Here is a 26,272-nt window from a genome sequence, read left to right as displayed (position 1 = left end):
ACCGCTCGGTGTTCCGGGCCCCGCCCGCGTTCGGCGCCGATCAGGCCCCGGACGCCGACTCCAGGATGAGGTCGGTGCCGTCGACGGTCACGGTGAAGGCCTCCAGGGGCTCGGTGGCCGGACCGACCACGGGCTCACCGGTGACCAGGTCGAACTGGCTGCCGTGGCACAGGCACCCGATGACCTCGGTGACCTCCTGGACCGTGCAGCCACCGTGCGTGCAGGAGGCGCTGAAGGCCCGGTAGTCGCCCTCCTCGGGCTGGGTGACGACGAGCTTGCTGTCGCTGAAGACCGCGCCGCCGCCGACCGGGACGTCCGTGGTCTGACCGACCACCTGTCCGAACCGCGCCTCCTGGGGCCTGGGCGGCTCGCCTCCGCAGGCGGCGGCGGTGGCCGTGACCGCCGCGGCCGTCCCCGCAGTTCCGAGCAGGCGCCGCCTGCTCATCCCGCACCCGCACGTTCTCTGACCGGCCACGTCCGAACACTCCTCACCTGCACCGTTTGAGCACTACGGAGTGTAGTAGGTCGTCGGAGCGGCCCCGACCCGGGGTGGGTCCGGCTCCCGGGCCGCGGTCAGCTGACGTCGAGCACCACGGTCCCGGCGATCTTGTCGTGGATCCCCTGCCGGTTGGGGCGGTCCCAGGCGGCCATCCCGCCCGTGAACAGCGCCACGAACACGAACACCGGCCACGCCGGAACGCCGGGCAGGGCGGCCAGGAGGACGGGCAGGCCGAAGATCGCGGCGCGCACGGTCAGGGCCGCGGCGGGCACCGCCCCCAGCCGGCCCGCACCGCCCACGGGCGCCACCCGCACGCCCGCCATCCGCTTGCCGAGCGTCTGCCGCCAGCGTGCCAGGGCGAACGCCTCGTAGCCCGTGTACAGGACGAAGAACGTCACCGCCAGGAAGTACCCGTAGCGGCGGACGCCGCCGGACCCGCCGAACAGGTCGCGCGCGCCCAGGAACACCAGCGCGAGGAGCAGGGCCAACAGCAGGACCGGCAGTGCCACGACCACCAGGTCGATGACGCGGGCCAGCGCCCGCGCCCCCCAGGAGGCCAACGGGTACAGCCGCTCCTCCGGCCCCGGGGCGCCGGGCGCGGAGGGTTCCGCCGGCCCCTGCGGGCCCGGGTACGGGCGCCCCCGCCCGTGCGCTCGCCAGCGGGGATCCGGGGGTGGCTGGTTCATGGTGGCGTCCGACCTCCTGGACGGGTCGCGGGAGCGCGGTTCACAGGATCTTGGCCAGGAACTGGCCGGTGTAGGACTCGGCGACCGCCGCGACCTCCTCGGGGGTGCCCTGGGCCACCACCCGGCCTCCGCCGGAGCCGCCCTCGGGCCCCATGTCGATGACGTGGTCCGCGGTCTTGATGACGTCGAGGTTGTGCTCGATCACGATCACCGTGTTGCCGGAGTCCGTCAACCGGTTGAGCACCCCCAGCAGCTTGCGGATGTCCTCGAAGTGCAGACCGGTGGTCGGCTCGTCCAGCACGTACACCGTCCGCCCGGTCGACCGCCGCTGCAACTCGGCGGCGAGCTTGACCCGCTGGGCCTCACCGCCGGAGAGCGTGGTGGCGGGCTGCCCCAGGCGCACGTACCCCAGCCCCACGTCGGTGAGGGTCTGGAGGTGGCGGCGGATGGCGTTGATCGGCTCGAAGAACTCCAGGGCCTCGGCGATGGGCATGTCGAGCACCTCGGAGATGTTCCTGCCCTTGTACCGGACCTGGAGGGTCTCGCGGTTGTACCGGGCCCCGTGGCACACCTCGCAGGGCACGTAGACGTCCGGCAGGAACTGCATCTCGATCTTGAGCGTGCCGTCGCCCGAGCACGCCTCGCACCGGCCGCCCTTGACGTTGAACGAGAACCGGCCCGGCTGGTAGCCGCGCGTCTTGGCGTCGGTGGTCTGCGCGAACAGCTTGCGGATGTGGTCGAAGACCCCGGAGTAGGTCGCCGGGTTGGAGCGCGGGGTGCGGCCGATCGGGCTCTGGTCGACGTGCACGACCTTGTCCACCTTGCCGGTGCCGTTCACCCGCAGGTGGCGGCCGGGGACGTCGCGCGCGCCGTTGAGCTCCTTGGCCAGCGCCTTGTACAGGATCTCGTTGACCAGCGTGGACTTGCCCGACCCGGACACCCCCGTCACGGCGGTGAACACGCCCAGCGGAAAGGCGACGTCGATCCCGTGGAGGTTGTTCTCCCGGGCGCCGCGCACGACCAGTTCGTGGCCGCGGGCGCGGTCACGGCGCGAGGCGGGCAGCGCGATGGAGCGGCGCCCGGCCAGGTAGTCGCCGGTCATCGAGTCCGGCGAGGTGAGCAGCTCGTCCACGATGCCCGAGACCACGACGTGGCCGCCGTGCTCGCCCGCGCCCGGGCCGATGTCGACGACCCAGTCGGCGGCGCGGATGGTGTCCTCGTCGTGCTCGACGACGATGAGCGTGTTGCCGATGTCGCGCAGCCGCTGGAGCGTCTCCAGCAGGCGGGCGTTGTCGCGCTGGTGCAGGCCGATGGACGGCTCGTCCAGCACGTACAGCACACCCACCAGGCCCGACCCGATCTGGGTGGCCAGGCGGATGCGCTGGGCCTCACCGCCGGAGAGGGACCCGGCCGAGCGGGCCAGACTCAGGTAGTCGAGCCCCACGTCCAGCAGGAAGCCCAGTCGCGCGTTGATCTCCTTGAGCACCTGGGCGGCGATGACCATGTCCCGGTCGGACAGCTTGAGGTCGGCGAGGAAGGCGGCGCTCTCGCTCAGCGACATCCGCGCGACGTCGGCGATGGACCTGCCGCCGACCGTCACGGCCAGCACCACCGGCTTGAGGCGGGTCCCCTCGCAGGTGGGGCAGGGCACCGTGCGCATGTAGCCCTCGAGCCGCTCGCGGCCCCAGTCGCTCTCGGTCTCGGCGTGGCGCCGCTTCACCCAGGGGACGACGCCCTCGAACTCGGTGTAGTACGAGCGGTTGCGGCCGTACCGGTTGCGGTAGGTGACGTGGACCTGGGTGTCGTGGCCCTCCAGGATGGCCTTGCGCACGCGACGCGGCAGCCTCTCCCAGGGGGTGTCCAGGTCGAAGCCGACGGCCTCGCCCAGGGCCGTGAGGATGCGGTCCCAGTACCCGGAGTTGGTGCCGCCGGTCCACGGGGCGATCGCCCCCTCGGCCAGCGTCCTCTCCGGGTCGGGCACGAGCAGGTCGGCGTCGACCTCCATGCGGGTGCCCAGGCCGGAGCAGTCGGGGCAGGCGCCGTAGGGGGCGTTGAAGGAGAACGAACGCGGTTCGAGCTGTTCGAAGGACAGGTCGTCGTAGGGGCAGTACAGGTGCTCGGAGAAGACCTTCTCCCGCTCGGGGTCGTCCTCGGCCAGGTCGACGAAGTCCAGGACGATGGTGCCGCCCGCGAGCTTGAGCGCGGTCTCCACGGAGTCGGTGAGACGGCCCCGGGACGAGTCCTTGACGCTGAGCCGGTCCACGACGACCGCGATGTCGTGCTTGTCGTAGCGGCCGAGCGTCGGCGGGTCGTCCAGGCGCACGGCGGCGCCGTCGACGACGGCGCGCGTGAAGCCCTTGCTCTGCAGGTCCTTGAAGAGTTCGACGTACTCGCCCTTGCGGCCGCGCACGACCGGGGCGAGCACCTGGAAACGGGTGCCCTCGGCCATCTCCAGGACGCGGTCCACGATCTGCTGGGGGGTCTGACGGGCGATCTCACGGCGGCACTCGGGGCAGTGCGGCACCCCGATGCGCGCCCACAGGAGCCGGAGGTAGTCGTACACCTCGGTGATGGTGCCGACGGTGGAGCGGGGGTTGCGGCTGGTGGACTTCTGGTCGATGGACACCGCGGGCGAGAGCCCCTCGATGAAGTCGACGTCCGGCTTGTCCATCTGCCCGAGGAACTGGCGGGCGTAGGCCGACAGGGACTCGACGTAGCGCCGCTGTCCCTCGGCGAAGATCGTGTCGAAGGCGAGCGAGGACTTGCCGGACCCGGACAGACCGGTGAACACGATCATGGAGTCGCGCGGCAGGTCCAGCGAGACGTCCTTGAGGTTGTGCTCGCGGGCTCCCCGGACTACCAGTTGTTCGACCATCGAGTGAGACATCCTTCGGCTTGGGCGCACAGGACGTGGACCTCGTCGCGCGACGTCGGCTGACCCGTGTGTGGACTTCGCGGTCCGGTGGACGATCAATCGTCGGCGGCCACCCCGGCCCAGGAACCGGGCGCGAAGGGGGTGGGCAGGGAACGCGGACCCCGCGGTCCCTCCCGTCCGACAAGACTAACGACCGCCGCCGGCGGTTTCTTCCACCTCGAAGAAGTGGTGGCGCCCGGACGACTCCGCGTCGGGGCACCACCACTATAGACGAACAGGCGTTCGAACTCTGCTGTTTTCGAGGAACGGGTCCGGGTACCGGACGTGTCGCCGCCCCGGCGTCAGGGGCGCTCGCCCGCCGCGTCGCCCTCGGCCCCCACGGACACCGACTGGCGCTGGCGCTCGTCGACCCGGGACTTGATCAGGCTGCCGACGATGGTGATCGTCATGATGCCGATGATGACGGTCAGCGAGGTCCCGATACCGATCTCGGGGGTGTGCACGCCGTTCTCGTGCAGCGCGTGCAGGATCATCTTCGCACCGATGAAGACCATGATCGCGGACAGGCCCCAGCTGATGTAGGCCAGCTTGTCCATGAGCCCGGCCAGGAGGAAGTACAGCTGGCGCAGGCCCAGCAGCGCGAAGGCGTTCGCGGTGAAGACGATGTAGGCGTCCTGGGTGAGGCCGAAGATCGCCGGGATGGAGTCGACCGCGAAGACGAGGTCGACGACGCCGATCGCCACGATGACCAGGAGCATCGGGGTCACGTGCCGCCTGCCGTCGAGCTTCACGGTCATGTGCGCGCCGTGGTAGTCGTCGGTGACCGGCCAGAAGCGCTTGACCAGGCGCACGGCCGGGTTCTGGGTGAAGTCCTGCTGCTCCTCGTCGCCCTTGAGGTGGTCCCGGACGATCTTGTACCCGGTGTAGATGAGGAAGAGGCCGAAGAGGTAGAAGACCTCGCTCCAGGCGTTGATCACCTGGGCGCCGAGGATGATGAAGAAGCCGCGCATGACGAGCGCGATGACGATGCCGACGAGCAGGACCTCGTGCTGGTACTTCTTCGGGACCGCGAAGGCGCCCATGAGGAGGTAGAACACGAAGAGGTTGTCGACGCTCAGGCTCTTCTCGGTGATGAACCCGGCGAAGTACTCGGCCCCGGCGGTCGACCCGCCGAAGTACATCAGGCCGAGGCCGAACACGATGGCCAGACCCATGTAGAAGGCCGCCCACCAGGCGGCCTGGCGGATCCCGAACTCCTGGGGACCCTTCTTCTTGCTCCAGGGGTGGTCCACGATGGCCAGGTCGATCACCAGGACGGCGACCATGCCGAGAATGGTGGCGGCCCAAACCCACAAGGGAACGTTCACGGACGGAATCTCCTCCGGTCGGTGCGCACGGGAGCACTGCGCGCACGGCGAACTACCGGAGGTCTCTCCCGCTCGCCCGACGTCGGCGCGAACCGACGGAACCGGGAACACGACCGTGTGCTCCGTGATGACGGCTCCGCCGCGACAGGGATACTCCCCTCACGTGAATACGAGGGTACCGGCGCACACCTCATGACATGAGGGCGAAAGCCGGCCCGCCCCAAGCATGTCACCCATCGGACACCGAGGGAAGTCGCCCGCGGGGTGGTGTTCACCTCACCGTCCGGGCACGGTGAACACCACCCCCGCCCGAACGTCACCAGGAAGGCCCGTGGGCGGCGCACCACCGGCGCGCGACGGCCGCGTACACGCCGTCGGCCGCCGCCACCGCGTCCTCCTCCGTGGGCAGTGCCCCCGCCGCCTCCCGCGCACGCGAGCGCAGCTCCTCGGCCAGGCCCGGATCGTCCAGCACCCGCCCGACCTCCGCCGCCAGGGCCCCCGGGTCGTCCGGAGGGACCATGCGCACCGTCCCGTCGTACAGGTCGGGGATACCGCCGACCCGGGTGGCCACGACCGGCAGCCCGGCACGCAGCGCCTCCATGATCACCAGCGACGGCCCCTCCCACCGGCTGGGCAGGCAGAACACGTCCGCCGCCGCCAACAGGTCCGCCACGTCCGTCCGGTGCCCCAGCATGCGCACGTCCGCCTTGAGCTCGGCCGCCGTGTCGTGCAGCGCGCCCCACAACGGCCCGTCCCCCGCGATCGCCACCACGGGTTCGGGACGCCGGTCGGCGATCGAGGGGGCGGCGGCCAACAGGGTGTCCAACCCCTTCTGCCCGACCAGGCGCCCGACGGTCAGCACCAGCGGACGCTCGGGCCGCACCGCCAGATCGGCCCGGGTCGCCTCACGCCCGTTGAGCGGCTCCCCGACCGGCGGCGCCGCCACCACCGCCATCCGGGCCCGGCGCGCCCCGGCCGCGCGCAGCCGCCGCACCAGGTCACCCGAGACGCCCAGCGCCACGTCCGACCGCCGCGCCACGATCCGCTCCAGCACCGGGTAGGCGGTCGACAGCGGCCCGCTCACCGACGGCGGCGCGTTGTGCGCGGTCACGACCAGCGGCGACACCCCCGCCAGCGCGCACAGCGCCCCCGCCCGCATCCCGTGCGCGTGGACGACGTCCGCGCCGGCGGCCAGGGCCCCCAACCGCAGGACGACCGCCGGGTCGCCCAACGACGGGGCGGCCCCGATCGGCACCGGGGCGAACCGCAGCCCCGCCTCCGTGAACCCGAACGCGCGGTCGGCCGAGGCCGGACCGATCACCGCCACCCGATGACCGCGCTCCCGCAACCCCGCGGCCAACGACCGCACGTGCCGCCCCACCCCTCCGGTGCTGGTCCCGATGACCAGCGCGATCCTGCGGCTCACCGCTCTGCCCTCCTGCCTTCGAGTACGGTCCGGGCGCGAGCGGCCACCGCCCGCGGCGCGGACGGATCCACCAACGCCGCCACCAGCACGAACACCACCAGCCCCGCCGTCCCCGCCACCACCGCAGAGCCCGCCGCCCGCCACGCGTCCGCCACGGGCAGCACCGCCGCGACCGTACGGCCCGCCGCCCACCCGGCGACACCCCCCAGCGACGACGCGACCACCGACCGGCCCACCCCCGCCAGCGCCGCGCTCCCGTGCGCGCGCAGCGATCCCGCGCACAGCAGGCCCGCCGCGACCGTGAGGCCGACCGTGACCGCCGCGCCCAGCGCCGCGATCGTCCACTGCGGGGGCGCCGCCCACACCAGCGCGGTCGCGCCCACCCCCGCCACCGCCCACCCGGCGACCTGTGCCGCGGCCGCTCGACGGCCGTGGTGCGAGGCGTACAGCGCCCGGCTCAGCAGGGCCACCAGTCCGAACCCCACCACACCCGGCGCGTAGGCGAGCAGCGCGCGCTCGAGCGCCAACGGATCCTCCTGGGCGAAGACCGCCGCCACCGGGACGGCGGCGGCCGCCAGCGCGGCGCCCGCACCCGCCGTGGCCACCACCGTGGCCCGGGCGGCCCCGGAGACCAGGACGGCGAAACCCCGGTGGTCCTGGTCGGCGTGCGCCACCGCCAACGCCGTGAACGCGCTGGTGGCGATGGGCACGGCGAGCACCCCGTAGGGCAGGGTGAACAGGGCCCAGGCGTAGGTGTGCAGCACGGCCGCGCCCGCACCGCCGCCCCGGTTGGCCAGTGCCACGAACAGCAGCAGGCACACCTGCATGCCCACGAGCGGCAGCAGCGAGGCGGCGGCCAGCGCACGGACCCGCTCCCCCACACCGGGTGGGAACGTCAGCCGCGGTCGCGGCCGCAGCCCCAGCCGCCACATGGGGCCCAGCACGGTCAGGAACAGGGCGGCCACCCCGGCGGTGGTGCCCAGCGAGAGCGTGAGCTCGGCCGGAGCGGGCAGGGCGCCGATGTCCTGGCGGTGCCCCACGCCCCGCGGAACGAACGCCAGGTAGGCGGCGATCACCACGAGGCTGGACACGAGGGGGGCCAGGGCGGGGGCGAGGAACCGGCGGTGCGCCTGCAGGACCCCGTACAGCACCGCCGCCAGCCCGTAGAAGACGACTTGGGGGGCGAACACGACGAGCATGCGCGCGGCCAGGGCGAGCAGGTCGGCGTGGTCGCATCCGGCCGCCGGACCCAGCATGAGCGCGGTCACGGGCACCGCCCCGACCACGAGCAGCGCCGACAGCGGTACGGCCAGCAGCAGGACCCAGGTGACCAGCGCCGAGACGGTCGCGCGCACCCGGTCGCGGTCGCCGCGCCCGACGGCCGAGGCCAGCACGGGCACCACCATCGCGGTCAACGCGCCGCCGATGACGATCTCGAACAGCACCGCCGGCACCTGGTTCGCGGTGACGTAGGCGGTGCCCAGACAGGTGTCCCCCACCGTCTGGGAGAACACCACCGTCCGACCGAACCCCGCCAGCCGCGCCCCGACGGTGGCCAGCGCGATGACCGCCGCCGCCGTGCCGACGCCGCGCGTCACCCCGCCGCCGAGGACGGCGCGAGGCACCGTGGTCCCCTCACACGCACCTGCCCCACCGGTCGAGGCGGCGCAGCGCGGGCACGCGGTCGATCACCTGGGAGAAGCTCATACGCTCACTGGCCAGGGTCAACGCCACCGCCCCGCCGAGCAGCGCCAGGCGGACGGGCCGGGGCGCACGGGCCACGGCCGCCACCCCCAGGGCCGCGCCGAGCGCGTTGGCGCCCGCGTCACCGAGCATGGAGCGTTCGGCCAGGTCGTCGGGGAGCAGCGCGGCCGACGCCCCCACCACCGGACCGACCAGGGGCGCGGCCGGGGAGACCAGCGCCGGGGCGCAGGCCAGCAGGGCGAGCTTGGCCGCGCGCCCGGGGCGCAGGTCGAACAGGTTCACCAGGTTGGCGCTCGTCGCGATGAGCGCCCCGTCCAGCAGCGTGTCGACCGCGGACCGGCGCAACAGGGCGGCCGCGGCCACACCGGTGGCGCCGATGCCGACCATCTTCACCAGACCCGTGGTCACCCGGCCGTGCGCCAGGGCGCCCAGATGGCCGCGCAGACCGCGCGCGGCGGGCGACCCGGACAGGTCGTCGTAGGCGCCGAACGCGGCGGCCCCGGCGGCGGCCAGCGCGCAGGCGGCGCGCACGCGGGGGGTCAGTCCCGGCGTGACCAGGCTGGCGGCGCACACCCCCGAGGCCAGGGCGGGCCCCTCCTGGAGGGTGACCGGGCGGCCGCGGAAGTTGGTCCGCCGCCACGCGCCGGGGGCGTCCGGGGCCGCGTCGGCCCCGTCCGCGGTCCCGGTGGCGGACGGCCGCACACCGCCCGGGCGGGGGCGGGTGAGCAGCCGGTAGGCGGCCCGGGCCGCCACCGCTCCCACGGCCGCGCCGACCAGCCCCTGGAGCAGGGCGCGGCCGGCGGAGGATCGGGGCGCGACGACACCCACCGGGCTCACTCCCCGCCCCGGGTGGCGTGGCGGACGTCGTGGCCCGTCCCGTCACCGTCCCCGGACTCCCCGCCCGCGGAGTCCTCCCCGTCCCCGTCACCGGTGGACCTCGGGTCCGGCAGCGGGTCGGGAACCACGCCCACGACCCCCTCACCCACCCCGTAGGCGGCCCCGGGTCCCCTCAGACTCGCCGCCAGCGCGAGAACCGCGATGACGTCGCCCATCGGCCGGCCCGCCAGGTCGACGGTGGTGTAGACGGGCTCCTGGGCGCGGGCGTGAGCGACCAGGCCGCCGGGCTCGGCCGAGGCGGGGTCACCCGCCAGCACGGTCGGACCGACCTGCTCGCGAAGCGCCGCCACGAGCGTGGTCAACACGGCGTGGGCCGTCTCGGTGTCCCCCTCCGAGCCGAACGCGGGCGCGACCACGACCACCGCGTCGGCGGCCTCGGCCGGTTCGCCCTGGAGCGCGACCAGCCCTCCCTCGGCGAAGGCGGCCAGCACGGCGGCGGCCGCGCGGTCGTCGCGCACCTCCGCGTCCCCCTCGCCCCCGGTCCCGCTCCCGTCGCCGACACCCGTGTCGTCGGCGCGCGTGTCGGCGCCGCGCACGCCGTCGGCGAGGGAGTCGACGGCACGCGCGCCGTGGGCCAGCGCCCGGCCGAGCTCGGCCCCCGCCCGCTCGTGCGCGTTCCCGGTGAGGCGGTCGGGATCGCGCGCCACCTGGAACGCGAGTTCGCCGACGAACGTCGCGTTGTCCCCGTCCACCAGCTCCGGGGTCAGGTCCACCCGGCCGACGACCTCGCCGTCGGCCTCCTCCACCCGCTCGGCCAGGGCCGTGACCACACCGGCGTCGGCGCCGGGAGCGGCCACCATGACCACCCCCACACCGTCGAGCCGACGTTCGAGCACCTCCTCGGACAGGACGTCGGCGAACATGTCGGCCCCGGCGCCGACGCGCTCGGCCGCGTCCCGCTCGGTGCGCAGCTGCTCGCTCTGCCCGCGCAGATCGGCGGTCTCCGACTGGAGGGTGTTGAGCAGCGGGTCCTGCAGCATGGTGGTGCCCAGGACGAGCCCCACCGTCAACGCGAGGAAGACCGCGACGATGGACACCAGGTGGTAGCGGAAGTCGATCACGTGAGCAGCCCTGCCATCCAGTAGGAGAACGCGTCCCAGCGCGCGGCGAGGAAGGTGAGGTAGACCTGGCCCGCCGGGGAGCTGTAGGCGGCGACGACGATGGTGAGGAGGCAGGCGGCGACCAGGGCCAGCAGGGCCCAGGGCGAGATGCGCGAACGGTAGAGGCGGCTGACCCCCTTGGCGTCCACGAGCTTGCCGCCCACGCGCAGACGGGTGAGGAAGGTGCTGGCCATCCCCGAGCGCCCCTTGTCGAGGAACTCCTCCAGGGTGGCGTGGGTGCCGACCGCCACGATGAGCGCGGCGCCCGCCCCGTCGGCGAGCATCATCGCGACGTCCTCGCTGGTGCCGGTGGCGGGGAAGACCACGGCGCCGTACCCGAGGTCGGTCAGACGCGACAGGCCCGGCGCCCGGCCGTCGCGGTAGGCGTGCACGACCAGTTCCGCGCCGCTGCTCAGCGCCCGGTCGGAGACCGAGTCGAAGTCGCCGACGATGATGTCGGGCCGGTACCCGGCCTCCATGACCGCGTCCGCTCCCCCGTCGACGGCGATGATCACCGGCCGGAACTCGCGGATGTAGGGGCGCAGGGCGGCGATGTCCTCACGGTAGTGGTAGCCGCGGACGACGATGAGGGCGTGGCGGCCCTCGATGTCGGTGGCGATGGCGGGGATGCCGACGCCGTCCAACAGCAGCTCGCGTTCGTGCTGGAGGTAGGCCATGGTGTTGGCCGCGAAGGCCTCCAGCTGGGTGGCCAGCCCGGCGCGCGCCCCGGCCATGGCGGCCTCGACCGTTCCGGCGTCCTGGAGGACCCCGCGCGCGATGACCTCCTCGCCCCGGTAGAGGGTGGCGCCCTCCAGGCGCAGTCGTTCACCGTCGCGGACCCGGGTGAACAGCTCGGGGTCGACGTCGTCCACCAGGGGGATCCCGGCCGCGACGATCATCTCCGGCCCCTGGTTGGGGTAGCGGCCGCTGATGCTGCGGGCGACGTTGAGCACCGCCGAGACACCGCAGCCGACGAGGGCCTCGGCGCTGACCCGGTCGAGGTCGACGTGGTCGATGACGGCGATGTCGCCGGGGTTGAGCCGTTTGGTCAGGTTCTTGGTGCGACGGTCCGAACGGACGGGCGCGACCAGCCCGGCGGGCGCGTCCCCCCGGGAGCGGCGCAACCGCAGGACTGTGGCGCTGAGCGCATCCGATACCTTCATCGCTCGCATACTGTCAGAACTCACTTACGCAGAGTCATAACAGCTGGTCGATCGGCGTGTTCTCACCACCAGGCCAGCGCCAGCGCCCGGTCCCCGGGGAACGCACGGGACCCCGACCGACCGAACGCGTCCGCGGGCCGGGGTCAGGGCCGGGTCAGGCCGCCGGGTAGGCGCGCTCCGGGTCGGCGTTGGTCAGCAGCTCCTCGGCGTGCGCCCGGCCCAGCTCGGAGTCCTCCAACCCGGCGAGCATGCGCGACAGCTCACGGACGCGGCCCGCCCGGTCCAGACGCACCACACCGCTCTCGGTGACCAGGCCGTCCGTGGACTTCTCCACCACCAGGTGGGCGTCGGCGAACGCCGCCACCTGCGGCAGGTGGGTGACCACGATGACCTGCGCGCGCTGCGCCAGACGGGCCAGACGGCGACCGATCTCCACCGCGGCCTTGCCGCCCACCCCCGCGTCGACCTCGTCGAAGACGAACGTGGGCACCGGGTCGGCACCGGCGAAGACCACCTCGATCGCCAGCATCACGCGCGAGAGCTCACCCCCGGAGGCGCCCTTGTGCAGCGGCAGCGGCGGCGAACTCGGATGCGGGGCCAGCAGGAGCTCCACGTCGTCGCGCCCGTGCGGGCCGAACTCCGCACCCGTCTGGATCCGCACACTCACCCGCGCGTGCGGCATGGCCAACGCGGTCAGCTCCTCGGTGACGGCCGCACCGAACCGCTCGGCGGCCTCGCCGCGGATCCGGGTCAGCTCCGTGGCCGACTCCTCCAACCGACCGTGCAACTCGTCGGCCTCGGCGCGCAGGGCGTCGATCCGCTCGTCGTCGCCGTCCAGCTCGCCGAGCCGCTTGGCCGCGTTCTCGGCCCAGGCCAGGACGTCGTCGGCGGTCTCGCCGTACTTCCGGGAGAGCTGGGTGAGCAACGCGCGCCGCTCCTGCACCGCCGCCAACCGGGCCGGATCCGCGTCCACGGACTCGCCGTAGGACGCCAACTCCGTGGCCGCGTCGGTGATGATGTAGGACGCCTCGTCCAGACGGTCGCCGATCGCGCCCAGACGGGCGTCGTGCTCCCGCACCGACGTCACCGCCTGCCGGGCCGCCGAGAGCAGCCCCACCACGTCGACCTCCACGTCGGAGGCCGGGTCCCCCGCGAGGGCCTCGTGCGCCGTCGTGGCCGCCACCCGCAGGCTGTCGGCGTGCGCCAACCGGGTCTCCTCCGCGAGGAGCTCGGCGTCCTCACCGGGCTGCGGCTGCGCGGCCTCGATCTCCTCCACGCCGAACCGCAGCAGATCGGCCTCCTGGGCGCGCTCGCGGGCCCGCTGGACGATCTCCTCCAGCTCCACCGAGACCTCGCGGTGGCGACGGTAGGCCGCCGCGTACCGCTTCAGCTCCCGCGCCAGCTCCGGCCCGGCGAACCGGTCCAGGGACGAGCGCTGGCGCTCGGCGCGCAACAGGCGCTGCTGGTCGGACTGGCCGTGCACCGCCACCAGGTCGTCGGCCAGGTAGGCGAGCAGACTCACCGGAGCCGAACGGCCGCCCAACGTCGCACGCGAACGCCCCTCCGCCGACACCGCGCGGGTGAGGATGAGCACGTCGTCGTCGATGTCACCGCCGGCCTCCAGGACACGGGAGGCGACCCGGCCGTCCCCGGGGACCGTCACACGGCCCTCGACGACCGCCCGGGGCGCCCCGGGACGCACCCGCTGGGGGTCGGCCCGACCACCGAAGAGCAGCCCGAGCCCGGTGACGACCATGGTCTTTCCCGCACCGGTCTCGCCCGTCACGACGGTCAGTCCCGGTGACAACTCCAGAACGGCGTCGTCAATGACCCCGAGTCCCTGGATGCGGACTTCCTCGAGCACCGAACCCTCTCCTGATAGTTGACGCCTGTGCGTAGCGCGCGTCGCACGCGCGTGCGCGGCGCGCCAGGAACCGTGTCCTGGTCAGCGGCCGCGCTCGACCCGCCCGCGCCAGCCCGCGACCGGCAGCCCGAACTTGGCCACCAGCCGGTCGGTGAACGGCGCCCGGTGCAACCGGGCCAGCCGAACCGGCGTGTCCGCACGGGTGATCTCAATGCGTGCCCCGGCGGGCAATTCGACCATACGCCGTCCATCACACCAGAGCACGCCCGGTGCCGTGTCAGGGAGCACCTCCAACGCCACGGTGGCGCCGGGCCCCACCACCAGCGGGCGGGCGAACAGGGCGTGGGCGCTGAGCGGCACGACGAGCATCGCGTCGACGTCCGGCCACACCACCGGCCCCCCCGCGGAGAACGCGTGCGCCGTGGACCCGGTGGGGGTCGCGACCACCACGCCGTCACAGGTCCACCGGGACAGCGGGCGGCCGTCGATCTCCAGGACGGCCTCCAGGATGCGGCGGGCCTCCCCCTTCTCCAGGGTGGCCTCGTTCAGCGCCCAGGTCCGGACCGGGGGCGCGTCGTCGCCGCGACCGCCGTTGAGGACCGCGACGTCCAGGGTCATCCGCTCCTCGACGTCGTAGTCGCGCCGGACCACGCTGCGCACGGTCGCGCTGAGGTCCTCGCGTTCGGCCTCCGCCAGGAAACCCACGTGGCCCAGGTTCACACCGAGCAGGGGCGCACCGGCCGGGCGCGCGATCTCCGCGGCGCGCAACAGGGTGCCGTCGCCGCCGAGCACCATGACCAGTTCGACGCCCTCGGCCGCCTCCGCGGTGGCGACGGCCTCGACCGGGCCCAGGGCGCAGCCCTCGGCCGCCAGCTCCTCGACCTCACCCTTGAGCATGCGCACGGTCAGCCCGGCCCGGGTGAGGCTCTGGTGGACCAGATGGGCACTGCGCACCGCCGCGGGCCGACCGGTGTGCGCCAGCAGGAGAACACTGCGTCCGCTGGTCATCGCCGTCCCCTCACGTAGGCTCCCCGGCGGGGAGTCGGATGCGGGCCGGGAGCGGTCGCTGACCCGGCCGGGTCACGTTACCGGACACCGCGGACACGGTGCCACGCGGTTCAGCGGGGCCCCTCCTCGATCGCCCGGGCCAGCCGCCCGGGGTCCAGCGCCGGTGCGCCCGCGCGCATCCACAGGAAGTACTCGACGTTGCCGGAGGGTCCGGGCAGAGGGCTGGCGGTGACGTCGACGGTGCCCAGCCCCAGACCGAACGCGTGCTCCGCGACGCGGGTGACCGCCTCGGCGCGCAGCTCCGGCTCGCGGACCACACCGCCCGCGCCGACACGGTCCTTGCCGACCTCGAACTGGGGCTTGACCATGAGCACGAAGTCGGCGCCGGGGGCGACGCAGTCCCGCAGCGGCTCCAGGACCAGGGTCAGGGAGATGAACGACAGGTCGCCCACGACGAGGTCGGGGCGGGGCTCGCCGATCCGCTCGGGGGTGAGCTCACGGACGTTCACCCGTTCCATGACCCGCACGCGCTCGTTGCTGCGCAGGGACCAGGCGAGCTGGCCGTAGCCGACGTCGACCGCGGTGACGTGCGCGGCGTCACGGCGCAGCAGCACGTCGGTGAAGCCCCCGGTGGAGGCGCCCGCGTCCAGGGCGCGACGGCCGGACACGTCCAGGCCGAACGCGTCCAGGGCGCCGATGAGCTTGTGGGCGCCCCGGGAGACGTAGGGCGGCTCCTCCGACGGGGTGCGCACGACGATGGGCTGGTCGGTGCCGACCTGTGTGGCGGCCTTGGAGGCCACCATCCCGGCCACACGGACGTACCCGCCCTCGATGATCTCGGCGGCGTGGCCGCGGGAGCGTGCGTGCCCGCGGCGGACGAGTTCCGCGTCGAGGCGACTGCGTTTTGCCATGGTCACCTAGGATACCGGGGGTCGTCGGGGGGCGTTGGCACCCCGGTCGAGAGCGCCGAGCACGGCGGACAGCTCCTGGTGCAGGGAGTCGAGGACCCCGACGTGCTCGGCGGTGGGCAGGGCGTCCAGCGCGGCCAACCGCTCCCGCGTGCTGGCGAGGGTCTGTTCGGCCAGTGCCGCGGCCTGCTCCGTCGGGTCCATGACTCTCCCGTGCTCGTGGGCTCTCCCGTGCTCGTGCGCGGGCTACTTCTTCGCGGTGCCCTTGCCCTTGGCCGTGGTCGTGCGCTTGCCGGTCGACCGCGAGCGGGTGGACCTGGCGGTGGCGGGCTTGGACGCGCCCTTGGCCGTCGACCGGCCCTTGGCGCGGGCGGCGGTCGGCTCGGCGGCCTGGGGCTCGGCGTCGCCGATCGGCTCCGCGTCGCTCCCGGAGGCCTCCGACGCGGCGTCCGGCGTGGCCCCGACCGACCCGGCGGCGTCCGGCCCCGACTCCGCGGCGTCGCCGTCCGAGGGCTCCTGCGCGCGCTCATCCGCCGTGCCGGGAGTGGCGTCGGCGGAGACGGCGTCCGCGGCCGCCTCGTCGGCCGGATCCGCGGCGGGCTCGGCAGCGACGGCGTCGGACACCGTGACCCGCGCCGGGCCCCGCGCGGCCAGGCGGCGTTCGAGTTCGGCCACACGGCGCGCGAGGCGGTCGTACTCGCCGCGCGGGACGACGTCCATCCGCTCCAGCTGCCGCCCGACCTCGGACCGGACCAGGGCGGCGATCGCGGCACGGTTGGCCTGGCTGGTCTCGATCAGCTCTCCGGCCAGGGCCTGGATGTCCTGGCCGACCCTGGGCGGCAGCGCCGCACCGCGCGGCTGCTCGGGCGCGGCCGCGCCGTTCGCCCTCAGCAACGCCTTGGCCGCGGCGACGGCCTCCTTGCGCGACAGTTCGGTGAGGCCACTGGCGGCATCGAGGTAGGTACGTACCGCGTCGACGACCATGTTTCACGTGCTCCTTGATGGGACCGCGGGAGGAAGGGCTGAGCGGGGGACGGGGATCGCACGAGGCGGGGGGCCGGTGCGCGACGAGGGGGTACGGGACCAACGCTACCGGGGCGCGGGCCCCGATGGCACGGGAACTCGGGAGTCGGCTCCCTTCGCCCCGTTCGGAACGCGAGGACCCCGACCCGCGCCGGATGGGGCATGATGTGGCCATGAGCAGCATCGAGGCGTGCCTGGCCGGTATCGCCAGGGTGAACGAGCGCATCCTCGCCCAACCCGAGTCCGAACGCCGCAAGCACATCCGCGAGCGCTCCGTGAGCGTCGTGGTCCCGGACCTGGCCACGGTGTTCGACATGCGGCTCACCCTGGGCGGGCTCGTGGACGTCACCCACCGCCCCGTGGACCGGTCCGCCCCCTCCCCGCAGGTACGGGTGACCGTGGACAGCGCCGACCTGGTGGAGCTGGCCGAGGACCGGATGGACTACGCGCGGGCGCTGCTGACCCGCCGGGTGAGGGTGGACGCCAGCGTGGGCGACCTGCTCCGGATGCGCCGCCTGATATGACGGCCTCCCCGCCCTGAGGGGGTCCCCGCACACGCGAGCCGCATCCGGTCGGACACGCCCCCACGCGTCCTGCCTCCCAGGGGTCCCGCGCGCGAGCCCGACGATCGCACGGGACGCCCGGCGGCGGGGAGTCCCCGCACACGCGAGCCGGGGCCGACGAGAGGGGCACCCCGGGTACGCGTCACACCCGTGGGCTGCGGGTACCTTTCTGGGATGCCACGCCAACCTCTCGCACTGGCTCCCTTCCGCGGTCTGCGGTACACGGCTCTGGACGTCGGGAAGATCCTCGACTCCCCCGAGCACGACTTCGCCCGCCTGCTCGCCCCGCCCTACGACATCCCGGGTCCCGAGGAGGCCCGGGCACTGCTGCGTTCCGACCCGCACAACGCGACGCACATCACCCGCCCCTACCAGCTCAACATCACCATGCCGGGCAACTCCTCGGGCACACCGGCGCGGTCCGTCTACGAAGGCGCCGCCGCGCACCTGCGCGCCTGGATCGACGACGGCGTCCTGGCCCGGGACCCCGACCCCGCCCTGTACGTCTACGAACAGGTGACCGCCACGGGAATCCGGCAGCGGGGCGCCATCGGCGCGTTGCGGCTGCCCTCCGCCTCGACGCCGGGACCGGTGCGTCCGCACGAGGAGGTGGGCCGCGCTCCGGTCCTCGACCGGGTCCGGCTGATGTCGCGGACCCGCGCCAACCTCGAACCGATCTTCCTGCTGTACCCGGGCGGAAACGGCGCCACCACCCGGATCACCGAGGCAGCCGAGGAGCACGGAAGGCTCCTGGTCGACACCCGCACCGCCGACGGGACCCGCCACCGGCTCTGGGCGCTGACCGACCCCGCGGCCCACGCGGAGATCGAGGCCGACCTGGCACAACGCAGCGCGCTGATCGCGGACGGGCACCACCGGTACGCCGCCTACCAGCGCATGCACGAGTACGGCGACGAGCCCGGGTGGTCGCACGGGCTCGCCTACCTGGTGGACAGCGACGCGCATCCGCCGACGCTGGGCGCCATCCATCGCGTCGTCCCGGGGCTGACCACGGCGGAGGCGGCCGAGGCGGCCCGTTCGGTCGCCCGCGTCGAACGGGTGCCGGGCGGCTCCCTCGCCGACGCCGAACTGGCCCTGTCCAAGGTCGAGCATCCCGCGCTCCTGCTGGCCGGCCCCGAGGGCGACCACCACCTGGTCCACGACGTCGACCGCGCCCGCCTCGCGGAGGCCACCGCCGCCCACTCCGAGGCCTACCGCGAACTGCCGACCGCCACGCTCCACCACGTGCTCCTCCCCCTGTGGAACCGCTCCGACCAGGACGTGCGCATGGTGCACGACGAGGCCGCCGAGGCGGTCGACGTCGCCCGCGGGGAGGGCGGCACCGCCGTCATCGTGCCCCCGCTGCGGGTGGAACAGGTGTACGCCGTCGCCGAGCGTGGGGAACTGACCCCCCGCAAGTCCACGTCGTTCGGACCCAAACCGCGCACCGGCCTCGTCATGCGCGTCCTCCCCTGACCTCGCGACCCGTCCGGTCCGCGGCGACCGGACGGGCGGAGCCGCCCGCCCGCCGTCGACGCCGGACGTCGCGGCGCCCGCCCGGGGCCGGCCGTCACCGGCCGACGGCGACCCGCGACGAGGTCACCGCGGACCAGGGCGCTCCGCCGCGGTCGGGAGGAGCACGCACACCGCGCGGACCGCGTAGACCACGGTGACCGCGAGCCCGGCGACCACCAGCAGGGCGAAACCGGTGGGGATGACATAGAAGGTCTGCTCCCAGGTGATGTGACGGTTCTGGCTCAGCAGCCCGAGGATCCGGTTCGGGAACACGGCGGTGAGGATCACGGCGAGTCCGGGCAGCAGACGCACGGCAGTCCGCCACCAGGACCGTCGGCGGACGGCCTCGGCCCACGTCCCGGCCCGCCGCACACCCCGGTAGGCGAGGTACCCGGCCAGTCCCATGAGGGCGACCAGGACCAGATCGACCGCCAGCAGCACCGCGCCCAACGGAGCGTCCGGCTCCCCGCCGTCCGCGAGGGCCACCAGCCCCGAGAGCAGCGCGTAGGAGTCGGAACTGCCCAGCCCGGTGTTGGCCATCACCGCGATCCCGTACCCGCTCTCGGGCAACAGCGTCTGGTACGCCGTGTAGGTGAACTGGATACCTCCGTGCGCGACCATCGGCGCGCCCGACGGTGATTCCCGGGCGCGCCAGCCCAGAGCCGCGGTCTCGCCCAGCCCGTCCTCGTCGAGCGGTGTGTGCGCGGTGGCCACACCCGCCTCCGACAGGACGCGTGTCCCGTCCGCGCCCGTGCCACCGTTGTTCTGCGCGATGAGCCACCGGGCCATGTCGGCGGCGGTGGTGACCACGCCGCTCGAACCGTTGAGGTAGCCCTCCGGCTCCACGATGGGAACCGCCCGGCCCAGGACGGTGATGTGTCCCCGGGCCACACCCGCCTCGAAGACCTCGTCGGCGCTGTCGACGGTGACCGTGTCGTCCATGCCCAGGGGCGTGAACGTGCGCTCGTCCAGGAACTCCCCGAACGGGCGACCGCTGACGACCTCCACCAGGCGTGCCGCCACCTGGTAGTTCGGGTTGTGGTAGTGCTCCTCGGTACCCGGGGCGGCGGCCAGTTCGACATCGGCCAAGCGCGCGACCGCACCCGCCAGGTCGTCGGAGACGGGCGCGCCCTTCTCCTCGAACGTGGAGTCGGCCATCCCGGAGGTATGGGTCAGCAGCTGGCGAACCGTGATGTCGGCCGAGCGGGGGTCGGCCGTGGAGAACTCGGGCAGGTGGTCCACCACCGGATCGTCGAGCGCGACCCCGCCATCCTCGACGAGCTGCAGGACGGCCAGCGCGGTGAAGGACTTGCTGACCGAGGCCACACCCATGGGGGTGTCGTCGGTCATCGGCTCGCCCCTGGAGTCGGCACCGTACCCCGCCGTGTGCACCACCTCGGTCCCCCGGGTGATGGCGACGGTGGCCCCGGGCAGGGGCGAGGAGTCCAGGTAGTCGTGAACGTAGGCGTCCACCGCCTGGGGGGTCAGCGGCCCGGAGACCGTGGGCTCGACGTCGGCTGAGGCGGGAACGGCGCTGAGGAGCACCAAGCCCACGGAGAGGAGGCTCGGTGCCACGGTCCTTGTCGGAAACATGGTGTCCATCGTGTTCCGTGGGACCCGACGCGCGCGATGGTGCCGACCGCACGCACACCCTGCGGCTGACCGCACCCCCGGCCGTACCGGCGCCTCCGGCCGAGGCCTGGCCGACGCCGCCACCGATGGGCTCCGCCGCTGATCGGCCCGCCCGGCATCGGTGACGGATGCGACCGAGCGCACACCCGAGACGGGAGGCCGCGCCCGCCCCCGCGGCCATAGCCTGGACGCGTCCACTCCCACCGCACGGAACGGGTGCACCGCCATGTCCCTGCTCGCCGCCGACCGCCCGCTCTCGGAGCTGCACGACGCGATGCTCCTCGACCTCGACGGCGTGGTCTACATCGGGCCGCGCGCGGTGCCGAGCGCACCGGAGGCGGTGGGAAAGGCCCGTGCGGCGGGCGCGCGGGTGGCGTTCGTGACCAACAACGCCGGGCGCACGCCCGCCCGCATCGCCGAGCACCTGACCGAGCTCGGTGTGACCGCCGCCCCCGAGGACGTGGTGACCTCGGCCGAAGCCGCCGCGCGCGTGGTACGTGACCGGTGTCCGGCGGGGTCGGACGTCCTGGTGGTGGGGGACACCGGGCTGCGCCAGGCAGTACGGCGCATGGGGCTGCGGCCGGTGACCGTGGCGACGGAGTCGGTGGTGGCCGTGGTGCAGGGGTACTCGCGCACCATGACCCGTGACCTGATCGACCAGGGCGCCCTCGCGGTCGCCCGGGGTGCGTTGTACGTGGCGAGCAACGCCGACGCCACCGCTCCCAACGAGTGGGGGATCACCCCGGCCAACGGCGCCTTCGTGCGGGTGATCGTCCACGCGACCGGCGTCGAGCCGATCGTGGCGGGCAAGCCCATGCGTCCGCTGCACGAGGAGGGGATCCTGCGCACCGGCGCCGGCAACCCGCTGATCGTCGGCGACCGGCTGGACACCGACATCGAGGGCGCCACCGCCCACGGGGCCGCCGGGATGCTCGTGCTGTCGGGGGTCGCCACGCCGCGGGACGCGCTGTGCGCACCAGCGCACCAACGCCCGAACTACCTGGCCTGGGACGTGTCGGGCATGAACACGACGCACCCGGCCGTGCTTCGGGAGGGGGCGCGGTCCCGTTGCGAGGGGTGGACGGCCACGTCCGAGGGCGGCGCCCTCCGCCTGGAGGGGGACGGCGACCGGCTGGACGGTCTGCGCGCGCTGTGCGCGGCGGCGTGGTCCGACCCCACGGCGGACCCGACCGGCCCGTCCGCACGCGAGGCGCTGGCCCGCCTGGGCTGGTGACCCCATCACCGCCCCTCCCCCGTCCGCTCCGCAGAGCACGCTTCCGCCCGCCCGGCTTCCCCCCGCTCCGCAGCCCGCGCCTCCACCTGCCTCGCCGTACGCACCTCCACCTCGTAGACGGTGCGCACCCCGTCACCGACCCGCCAGGTGCGCCTGCGCAGCGCCCCGGTCATCTCGACGACCTCCCCCAGCCGCCAGCCCCGGACCCGGTCCTGGACTCCGGGGTCGAAGCTGACGCAGGTGATGGAGTCGGAGCGGTGGCCCCGGAACCGGGAGTCGGCGGTGCGGGCCACACACACGCGCCAGATCGCGAGTCGGTCCCCGCTGGGCAGTTCCCGGACCGCGGGTTCGGCGGTGACGCGTCCCGCCACGACGATCTCGTTACGGTGCCCCGCCCGTGCGGGGGTCCTCTGCTGCCGCATGTGCCGTCCTTCCCGAAGTGCGCTGATTCCAGACTCACGGACACGGAGGCGAGGGGAAAGGCCCACTTCTCACCTGTGGACAACCGCCCCCTGCTCACACCGGCCGGGGTCCACCTGTCCTAGAGTCGGGGTCTGGGCCGAGCGACCGGGCGGACGTCCGAGGTGCGCGCGCTGTCACAGCCGCAGCCGCTTCGACCGGTCCAGCGGTCTCACCGTGGGGCGGTCCGGAACCGCTGACGAACGAATACGGGGGTGCGTGTGGACGTGAGCGGCCTGCCGGAGGGGATCACCTACCTGGGTGACGACGTCTTCGCCATCGACACGATGCTCGCCGGGTACCCGGGCGTGGTCTCGGCCTACCTGATCCGCTCCGAACGGCCCTGCGTCGTCGAGGTCGGCACCGCCGGGTCCGCCTCCGTGCTGCACGGCGCCATCTCCCGGCTGGGGCTGGCCGCCGAGGACCTGGCGACCATCGTCGTCACGCACATCCACCTGGACCACGCGGGCGGCACCGGGGACATGGCCGCCGTGTTCCCGGACGCGGAGATCGTCGTCCACGAACGCGGCGCCCGGCACCTGGCCGACCCCACCCGCCTCATGAACAGCGCCGCGATGGTGTGGGGCGACCGACTGGAGACCCTGTTCGGGCACATGCGCCCGACCGAGGCGGCGCGGATCCGCGCGGTCGCCGAGACCGGCGAGATCGACCTGGGCGGCGGCCGCCGCCTGGTGTCCCACTACGCGCCGGGACACGCCAAGCACCACATGGGCCTGGTCGACACCGCCACCGGCGACCTCTACGTCGGTGACGCCCTGGGGGTCTACAACCCGCTCACCGGTGACGTGCGCCCGGCGACCCCGCCCCCGGACTTCGACCTGGACGCGTGCCTGCGCACCCTGCGGCTGTTCGGCGACATCGAACCGCGGCGGCTGATGTTCTCGCACTTCGGCGCGGTGGAGACGGTGCCGGAGACGATCGGGCGCGCCGAGGCCGAACTACGGCTGTGGGTGGAGACCGTGCGCGAGTCCCACGGCACCGTCGGCGACCTGGACCACGCGATCGCCATGGTGCGCGACAAGGTGATGGCGCGGTACGCGCCCATGCCCGAGCGGGCGGCCGGGGTCCTGGACACGCTCGCGGGCGCGGAGACCAACGTGTCCGGCATCGTGCACTGGCTGGAGCGTCTGGAGGCCGAGCAAGCCGGGAAAAAGGACGTGCCGACCGAGGGGTGAGTCAGTAGGGTCGCCGCCATGACGATCCGCGCGCTCACCGCCGCCGACCTTCCCCAGACCCACCGCCTTCTGAGCGAGGCCTTTCCCGTTCTGGTCGTGTCCGAGGAGGCGATGCGCTGGCGCTTCGACCACGGCTCCCCCGGCGCGGACGCCGCGACGCTGGTCCGCGTGCGCGACGGCCGGATCACCGGGCACGTCCGTTCGGTCCTCCGCGACGGGGTCGGGAACACCCTCCTCCTCGTGAGCGAGGAGGAGGGTCCGGGCACGGACCTGCTGGAGGCGTCGGAGCGGAGCCTGGTCGAACGGGGCGCCGAGCGGCTGCGCGTGACGGCGGCCGAGGAGTCCGTGCAGCGCGGAGGAAGGGCTCTCCTCGATTGCCTGCACGGGACCGAGGTGGTCGACAGCCACCGGATCCTGGGGCTCGACCTCGGCGACCTGCCCGGTCCTCCGGCCACGCCCGCCGGTGTGGAGGTGCGGACCTGGCGCGAGTTCGAGCCGCGCGCCCTCTTCGAGATCGACCGGGCGACCAACGAGGACGAACCGGGGGAATCCGTCGTCTTCCCGTCCTTCGAGGACTGGCACGCGGAGGTGTGGGGGAACCCGCTGCACGACCTGGACCTCAGTCTGGTGCTGCTGCTCGACGGCAGGCCGGTGGCCATCACCTGCTACGTCTCGGATCGCGGGACGCGGATGGAGTCGGCGATGACGGGCACCCTCCGCGGGTTCCGTGGTCGGGGACTGGCGGGCTACGCCAAGAGCGTCGCGCTGCACCGCGCACGGGAGAAGGGCTTCACCCACGCCTACACCGGCAACCACGAGAACAACGCGCCCATGCTCGCGATCAACGCACGACTGGGCTACCGGCTGGTCGGCACGGAGCACGTGTTCGCCAGGGAGATCAGGGAAGTCCGAGCACAGTGAGCAGGTGGGCGTACAGACCGTCGGACCATGACAGGTCATCGGGCAGGGAGTCGAACTCGCCCACCTCGACGGTCTCGAAGTCCCCGCTCAACGGCGCGACGTCGACCACCTGTGCACTGGTGACAATGGTGACGTGGCCGCCGGCCAGGACGTAGTACCCGTGGACGGACACCTCGCCGAGGGTGGCGCCCGCCTCCTCCCAGGCCTCCCGCACCACGGTGTCGCGGATGCCCTCACCGGGTTCGGCGTGTCCGCCGGGGAACTCCCACGCACGGTCCCGGTGGCGCACCATCAGCAGCCGGTCTCCCCGCAGCGTCAGGCACACCACCGAGTCGTGGGTCCCGGGCAGCACCCCCAGGTGCACCCGAGCCCCACCGAGCGGCTTCAGTCCCGCTCCTCGTCGTCGGCCTCCTCGGCGTCCGTCCAGACGATGCCGTCGTGGTCGACGTCCACGAGTTCCACGCCCTCCAGGGCGGCGAGGCGCTCGTCGGCGTCGGTCACGCCCTCGCGGTCGACCGCGGACGCCCGCGCGAAGTACTCACGTGCGTCGTCCTCACGGCCGAGCTCCTCCAGGACGTCGGCGTAGGCGTAGAAGAGCCGGGCGATCCAGGGGCGGGCCCGGCGTTCCTTGAGTTCGGGGACCTGGAGCTCGACCAGGGCGCCCTGCAGGTCCCCCATGTCCCGGCGGGCACCGGAGGCGACGATCCGCAGCTCGATGCGGTCAGCCGCGTCGAGGTTCTTCGCGCCCGGATCGTTGCCGATCTCCAGCGCGCGCTCGGGACGGCCCAGGCCGCGCTCACAGTCGGCCATGATCGCCAGGAAGTTGTCCCGACCGCTCATCCGACGGGCGGCGCGCAGGTCGGCGAGGGCCTCCTGCCACTTGCCCATGGTGTAGGCGGCGACACCCGACGCCTCACGGACGCCGGGCACACGCGACGCCTTGCGACGGGCGAAGGCGGCGTGCCCGTAGGCCCGCTCGGGGTCCTCGTCCAGGAGGAGACCGGCGGCGACGATGTGCTTGCCGACGAGTTCGGCGAGGGACTTCGGCAGCGAACTCAGATCGCGGCGGGTCTCCGCGTCCAGCTGATCGTAGGTGGCCTCCTCGGGAAGCGGCGGCGCCACGTCCGCGGGGTCGCGGTCCCGGTCACGAGGCCGGTCATCCCGACGCCACTGGTCGCGACCGCCCCTGCGGTCGTCACGGCCACGGTGGCCGCCACGGTCGTCGCGACCGCGGAAACCACCGCGATCGTCCCGGCGCTCACCCCGGAAACCGCCACGGCGATCATCACGCCCACGGTAACCGCCCTGGCGGTCATCGCGCCGATCATCCCGGCGACCCTCACGACGGTCCCGGTCGTCACGCCGGTCATCCCGGCGGTCGTCACGTCCCCGGTGGCCGCCACGATCGTCGCGACCCCGATAGCCGCCACGGTCGTCACGGCCGCGGTAACCACCGCGATCGTCCCGGCGCTCACCCCGGAAACCGCCACGGCGATCATCATGCCGGTCGCCGCCGCGTCCCCTCTCGTCCCGGGAACCGCCGTAGCCGGACCGGGAGCGGGGACCGTCGCCGCGTCCCCGACCATCGGGCCTCCCGGAGCGGCTGCCGCTACGGTCGTTGGCTCCGGATTCCTCGCGGTCTCCCGATCGGCTGTCCTCAGTCATCAACCCGTCCGTCAACATTCAAAAGCGCTGCCACCTTGAGCAGGAGCAGCGCGTCATAGTAATTGTCCCACCAGTTTACGACATGGAGCGGCGCGCCACCGCCAACCGGGCAGTGGTGACTCTCTCCGCCCGAGCACCGAGCGTAGCCGGAGCGGGCCCGAGACCCACCGGCCGTGATGGTTGGTCCATCTCGTCTCCATCATGGCAGGTCGCGGCCGTCAACAGCGGACCTGTCGGCCCGCCCGAGGGGTCCATCACGGCACACGAGCTACCTTCACAATCGCACAAGCGTGCGCACAAGGAAAGGGGCCGTCTCCAACGAGACGACCCCTCCCCCTCAAGAAAAACCGTGGCAGCGACCTACTCTCCCACCCCACCACAGGGCAGTACCATCAGCGCAAAGGGACTTAACGACCGGGTTCGGAAAGTCACCGGGTGTAACCCCCCCGCCATAACCACCACGGAAACCATGACGTGAAACAGTGTGCGCGAACATCCAATTACCTGCAGCGGACAAGCCCTCGGCCTATTAGTACCGGTCAGCTCCACCCCTCACAAGGCTTCCAC

The 26,272-nt window shown here is 73.3% G+C and carries 24 protein-coding genes and 1 rRNA gene; 5 read left to right on the top strand and 20 right to left on the bottom strand.

All coding sequences use genetic code 11. From position 1 onward, the window contains the following. Positions 1 to 40: 40 nt before the first annotated feature. From AB0I72_RS16190 to AB0I72_RS16125, 14 genes are all read right to left on the bottom strand, one after another. A complete protein-coding gene (locus AB0I72_RS16190; protein WP_358569224.1) occupies positions 41 to 445 on the bottom strand; it encodes a Rieske (2Fe-2S) protein in 405 nt (134 codons plus the stop codon). A 128-nt stretch (positions 446 to 573) separates the two neighbouring features. Further along, on the bottom strand, positions 574 to 1,185 hold the full coding sequence (locus AB0I72_RS16185) for an RDD family protein (protein WP_358568529.1): 612 nt from the start codon (positions 1,183 to 1,185) through the stop codon (positions 574 to 576). Positions 1,186 to 1,225: 40 nt separating this feature from the next. Continuing rightward, entirely contained in the window at positions 1,226 to 4,060 is a 2,835-nt protein-coding gene (gene uvrA / locus AB0I72_RS16180; protein ID WP_358568527.1) for an excinuclease ABC subunit UvrA, read from the bottom strand. Positions 4,061 to 4,401: 341 nt separating this feature from the next. Next, positions 4,402 to 5,427 (bottom strand): TerC family protein, encoded by a 1,026-nt coding sequence (locus tag AB0I72_RS16175; protein ID WP_358568525.1) that lies wholly within the window; start codon positions 5,425 to 5,427, stop codon positions 4,402 to 4,404. 316 nt (positions 5,428 to 5,743) lie between these two features. Continuing rightward, a complete protein-coding gene (locus tag AB0I72_RS16170; protein ID WP_358568523.1) occupies positions 5,744 to 6,853 on the bottom strand; it encodes a glycosyltransferase family 4 protein in 1,110 nt (369 codons plus the stop codon). Beyond that, the gene (locus tag AB0I72_RS16165; RefSeq protein WP_358568522.1) at positions 6,850 to 8,478 is read right to left on the bottom strand and encodes a lipid II flippase MurJ; all 1,629 of its coding nucleotides are present in this window, start codon (positions 8,476 to 8,478) and stop codon (positions 6,850 to 6,852) included. The genes AB0I72_RS16170 and AB0I72_RS16165 overlap by 4 nt, the downstream gene beginning before the upstream one ends. Before the next feature lie 10 nt (positions 8,479 to 8,488). After that, complete coding sequence (locus AB0I72_RS16160) at positions 8,489 to 9,385, bottom strand: hypothetical protein (RefSeq protein WP_358568520.1); 897 nt, start codon at positions 9,383 to 9,385, stop codon at positions 8,489 to 8,491. 5 nt (positions 9,386 to 9,390) lie between these two features. Beyond that, a complete protein-coding gene (locus tag AB0I72_RS16155) occupies positions 9,391 to 10,515 on the bottom strand; it encodes a copper transporter (RefSeq protein ID WP_358568518.1) in 1,125 nt (374 codons plus the stop codon). Continuing rightward, a complete protein-coding gene (gene steA / locus AB0I72_RS16150) occupies positions 10,512 to 11,717 on the bottom strand; it encodes a putative cytokinetic ring protein SteA (protein WP_358568517.1) in 1,206 nt (401 codons plus the stop codon). Before steA ends, AB0I72_RS16155 begins: the two co-directional genes overlap by 4 nt. A 154-nt stretch (positions 11,718 to 11,871) precedes the next feature. Then, a complete protein-coding gene (gene recN / locus AB0I72_RS16145) occupies positions 11,872 to 13,581 on the bottom strand; it encodes a DNA repair protein RecN (protein ID WP_358568515.1) in 1,710 nt (569 codons plus the stop codon). 81 nt (positions 13,582 to 13,662) lie between these two features. Continuing rightward, positions 13,663 to 14,589 carry an NAD kinase gene (locus AB0I72_RS16140; protein WP_358568513.1) on the bottom strand — a complete coding sequence of 309 codons (927 nt, stop codon included), beginning with the start codon at positions 14,587 to 14,589 and terminating at the stop codon, positions 13,663 to 13,665. Between the two features lie 110 nt (positions 14,590 to 14,699). Next, the gene (locus AB0I72_RS16135; protein WP_358568510.1) at positions 14,700 to 15,500 is read right to left on the bottom strand and encodes a TlyA family RNA methyltransferase; all 801 of its coding nucleotides are present in this window, start codon (positions 15,498 to 15,500) and stop codon (positions 14,700 to 14,702) included. A gap of 6 nt (positions 15,501 to 15,506) precedes the next feature. Further along, positions 15,507 to 15,701, bottom strand: a complete 195-nt coding sequence (locus AB0I72_RS16130; RefSeq protein ID WP_358568508.1) for a hypothetical protein — start codon at positions 15,699 to 15,701, stop codon at positions 15,507 to 15,509. 42 nt (positions 15,702 to 15,743) lie between these two features. Beyond that, complete coding sequence (locus tag AB0I72_RS16125) at positions 15,744 to 16,481, bottom strand: membrane fusogenic activity family protein (protein WP_358568505.1); 738 nt, start codon at positions 16,479 to 16,481, stop codon at positions 15,744 to 15,746. A 212-nt stretch (positions 16,482 to 16,693) separates the two neighbouring features. On the opposite strand from AB0I72_RS16125, the gene AB0I72_RS16120 reads away from it, so the two are divergent. Both AB0I72_RS16120 and AB0I72_RS16115 read left to right on the top strand, forming a co-directional pair. Further along, complete coding sequence (locus AB0I72_RS16120) at positions 16,694 to 17,044, top strand: SCP2 sterol-binding domain-containing protein (RefSeq protein WP_358568502.1); 351 nt, start codon at positions 16,694 to 16,696, stop codon at positions 17,042 to 17,044. A 213-nt stretch (positions 17,045 to 17,257) separates the two neighbouring features. Further along, on the top strand, positions 17,258 to 18,559 hold the full coding sequence (locus AB0I72_RS16115) for a DUF1015 domain-containing protein (protein ID WP_358568499.1): 1,302 nt from the start codon (positions 17,258 to 17,260) through the stop codon (positions 18,557 to 18,559). A gap of 123 nt (positions 18,560 to 18,682) precedes the next feature. Here the strand turns inward: AB0I72_RS16115 and AB0I72_RS16110 are convergent, their stop codons facing one another. Next, positions 18,683 to 20,173, bottom strand: coding sequence for a serine hydrolase domain-containing protein (locus AB0I72_RS16110; RefSeq protein WP_358568497.1), 1,491 nt, complete (start codon positions 20,171 to 20,173; stop codon positions 18,683 to 18,685). Between the two features lie 283 nt (positions 20,174 to 20,456). Here AB0I72_RS16110 and AB0I72_RS16105 point away from each other — a divergent pair, with 283 nt between their 5' ends. Next, complete coding sequence (locus AB0I72_RS16105) at positions 20,457 to 21,464, top strand: HAD-IIA family hydrolase (protein WP_358568494.1); 1,008 nt, start codon at positions 20,457 to 20,459, stop codon at positions 21,462 to 21,464. Positions 21,465 to 21,469: 5 nt separating this feature from the next. Here the strand turns inward: AB0I72_RS16105 and AB0I72_RS16100 are convergent, their stop codons facing one another. Then, on the bottom strand, positions 21,470 to 21,886 hold the full coding sequence (locus AB0I72_RS16100) for a single-stranded DNA-binding protein (protein ID WP_358568491.1): 417 nt from the start codon (positions 21,884 to 21,886) through the stop codon (positions 21,470 to 21,472). A gap of 258 nt (positions 21,887 to 22,144) precedes the next feature. Here AB0I72_RS16100 and AB0I72_RS16095 point away from each other — a divergent pair, with 258 nt between their 5' ends. Then, the gene (locus AB0I72_RS16095) at positions 22,145 to 23,119 is read left to right on the top strand and encodes an MBL fold metallo-hydrolase (RefSeq protein WP_358569221.1); all 975 of its coding nucleotides are present in this window, start codon (positions 22,145 to 22,147) and stop codon (positions 23,117 to 23,119) included. Positions 23,120 to 23,137: 18 nt separating this feature from the next. Next, entirely contained in the window at positions 23,138 to 24,040 is a 903-nt protein-coding gene (locus AB0I72_RS16090) for a GNAT family N-acetyltransferase (RefSeq protein WP_358568488.1), read from the top strand. On the opposite strand, the gene AB0I72_RS16085 is transcribed toward AB0I72_RS16090, so the two are convergent. From AB0I72_RS16085 to rrf, 4 genes are all read right to left on the bottom strand, one after another. Then, positions 24,018 to 24,404, bottom strand: coding sequence for an NUDIX domain-containing protein (locus tag AB0I72_RS16085; RefSeq protein WP_358568485.1), 387 nt, complete (start codon positions 24,402 to 24,404; stop codon positions 24,018 to 24,020). The two genes, AB0I72_RS16090 and AB0I72_RS16085, sit on opposite strands and share 23 nt — an antisense overlap. A gap of 20 nt (positions 24,405 to 24,424) precedes the next feature. Further along, positions 24,425 to 25,162, bottom strand: coding sequence for a hypothetical protein (locus tag AB0I72_RS16080; RefSeq protein WP_358568482.1), 738 nt, complete (start codon positions 25,160 to 25,162; stop codon positions 24,425 to 24,427). Beyond that, positions 25,096 to 25,542, bottom strand: coding sequence for a hypothetical protein (locus AB0I72_RS16075; RefSeq protein WP_358568479.1), 447 nt, complete (start codon positions 25,540 to 25,542; stop codon positions 25,096 to 25,098). Before AB0I72_RS16075 ends, AB0I72_RS16080 begins: the two co-directional genes overlap by 67 nt. A gap of 510 nt (positions 25,543 to 26,052) precedes the next feature. Then, a 5S ribosomal RNA gene (rrf, locus tag AB0I72_RS16070) occupies positions 26,053 to 26,168 on the bottom strand. Positions 26,169 to 26,272: the final 104 nt, after the last annotated feature.

This window comes from Nocardiopsis sp. NPDC049922 (assembly GCF_040660275.1).
GTDB lineage: Bacteria > Actinomycetota > Actinomycetes > Streptosporangiales > Streptosporangiaceae > Nocardiopsis.
Note: the sequence above shows the minus strand (reverse complement) of the source record. Positions and strands in the feature narration are given on the sequence as shown.

What these genes read in the sequence shown, in the direction of transcription:
- AB0I72_RS16190 (WP_358569224.1), bottom strand. Translation starts at nt 445, where the DNA reads ATGAGCAGGCGGCGCCTGCTCGGAACTGCGGGGACGGCCGCGGCGGTC.
- AB0I72_RS16185 (WP_358568529.1), bottom strand. Translation starts at nt 1,185, where the DNA reads ATGAACCAGCCACCCCCGGATCCCCGCTGGCGAGCGCACGGGCGGGGG.
- uvrA (WP_358568527.1), bottom strand. Translation starts at nt 4,060, where the DNA reads ATGGTCGAACAACTGGTAGTCCGGGGAGCCCGCGAGCACAACCTCAAG.
- steA (WP_358568517.1), bottom strand. Translation starts at nt 11,717, where the DNA reads ATGAAGGTATCGGATGCGCTCAGCGCCACAGTCCTGCGGTTGCGCCGC.
- AB0I72_RS16140 (WP_358568513.1), bottom strand. Translation starts at nt 14,589, where the DNA reads ATGACCAGCGGACGCAGTGTTCTCCTGCTGGCGCACACCGGTCGGCCC.
- AB0I72_RS16135 (WP_358568510.1), bottom strand. Translation starts at nt 15,500, where the DNA reads ATGGCAAAACGCAGTCGCCTCGACGCGGAACTCGTCCGCCGCGGGCAC.
- AB0I72_RS16130 (WP_358568508.1), bottom strand. Translation starts at nt 15,701, where the DNA reads ATGGACCCGACGGAGCAGGCCGCGGCACTGGCCGAACAGACCCTCGCC.
- AB0I72_RS16125 (WP_358568505.1), bottom strand. Translation starts at nt 16,481, where the DNA reads ATGGTCGTCGACGCGGTACGTACCTACCTCGATGCCGCCAGTGGCCTC.
- AB0I72_RS16120 (WP_358568502.1), top strand. Translation starts at nt 16,694, where the DNA reads ATGAGCAGCATCGAGGCGTGCCTGGCCGGTATCGCCAGGGTGAACGAG.
- AB0I72_RS16115 (WP_358568499.1), top strand. Translation starts at nt 17,258, where the DNA reads ATGCCACGCCAACCTCTCGCACTGGCTCCCTTCCGCGGTCTGCGGTAC.
- AB0I72_RS16105 (WP_358568494.1), top strand. Translation starts at nt 20,457, where the DNA reads ATGTCCCTGCTCGCCGCCGACCGCCCGCTCTCGGAGCTGCACGACGCG.
- AB0I72_RS16100 (WP_358568491.1), bottom strand. Translation starts at nt 21,886, where the DNA reads ATGCGGCAGCAGAGGACCCCCGCACGGGCGGGGCACCGTAACGAGATC.
- AB0I72_RS16090 (WP_358568488.1), top strand. Translation starts at nt 23,138, where the DNA reads ATGACGATCCGCGCGCTCACCGCCGCCGACCTTCCCCAGACCCACCGC.
- AB0I72_RS16075 (WP_358568479.1), bottom strand. Translation starts at nt 25,542, where the DNA reads ATGATGATCGCCGTGGCGGTTTCCGGGGTGAGCGCCGGGACGATCGCG.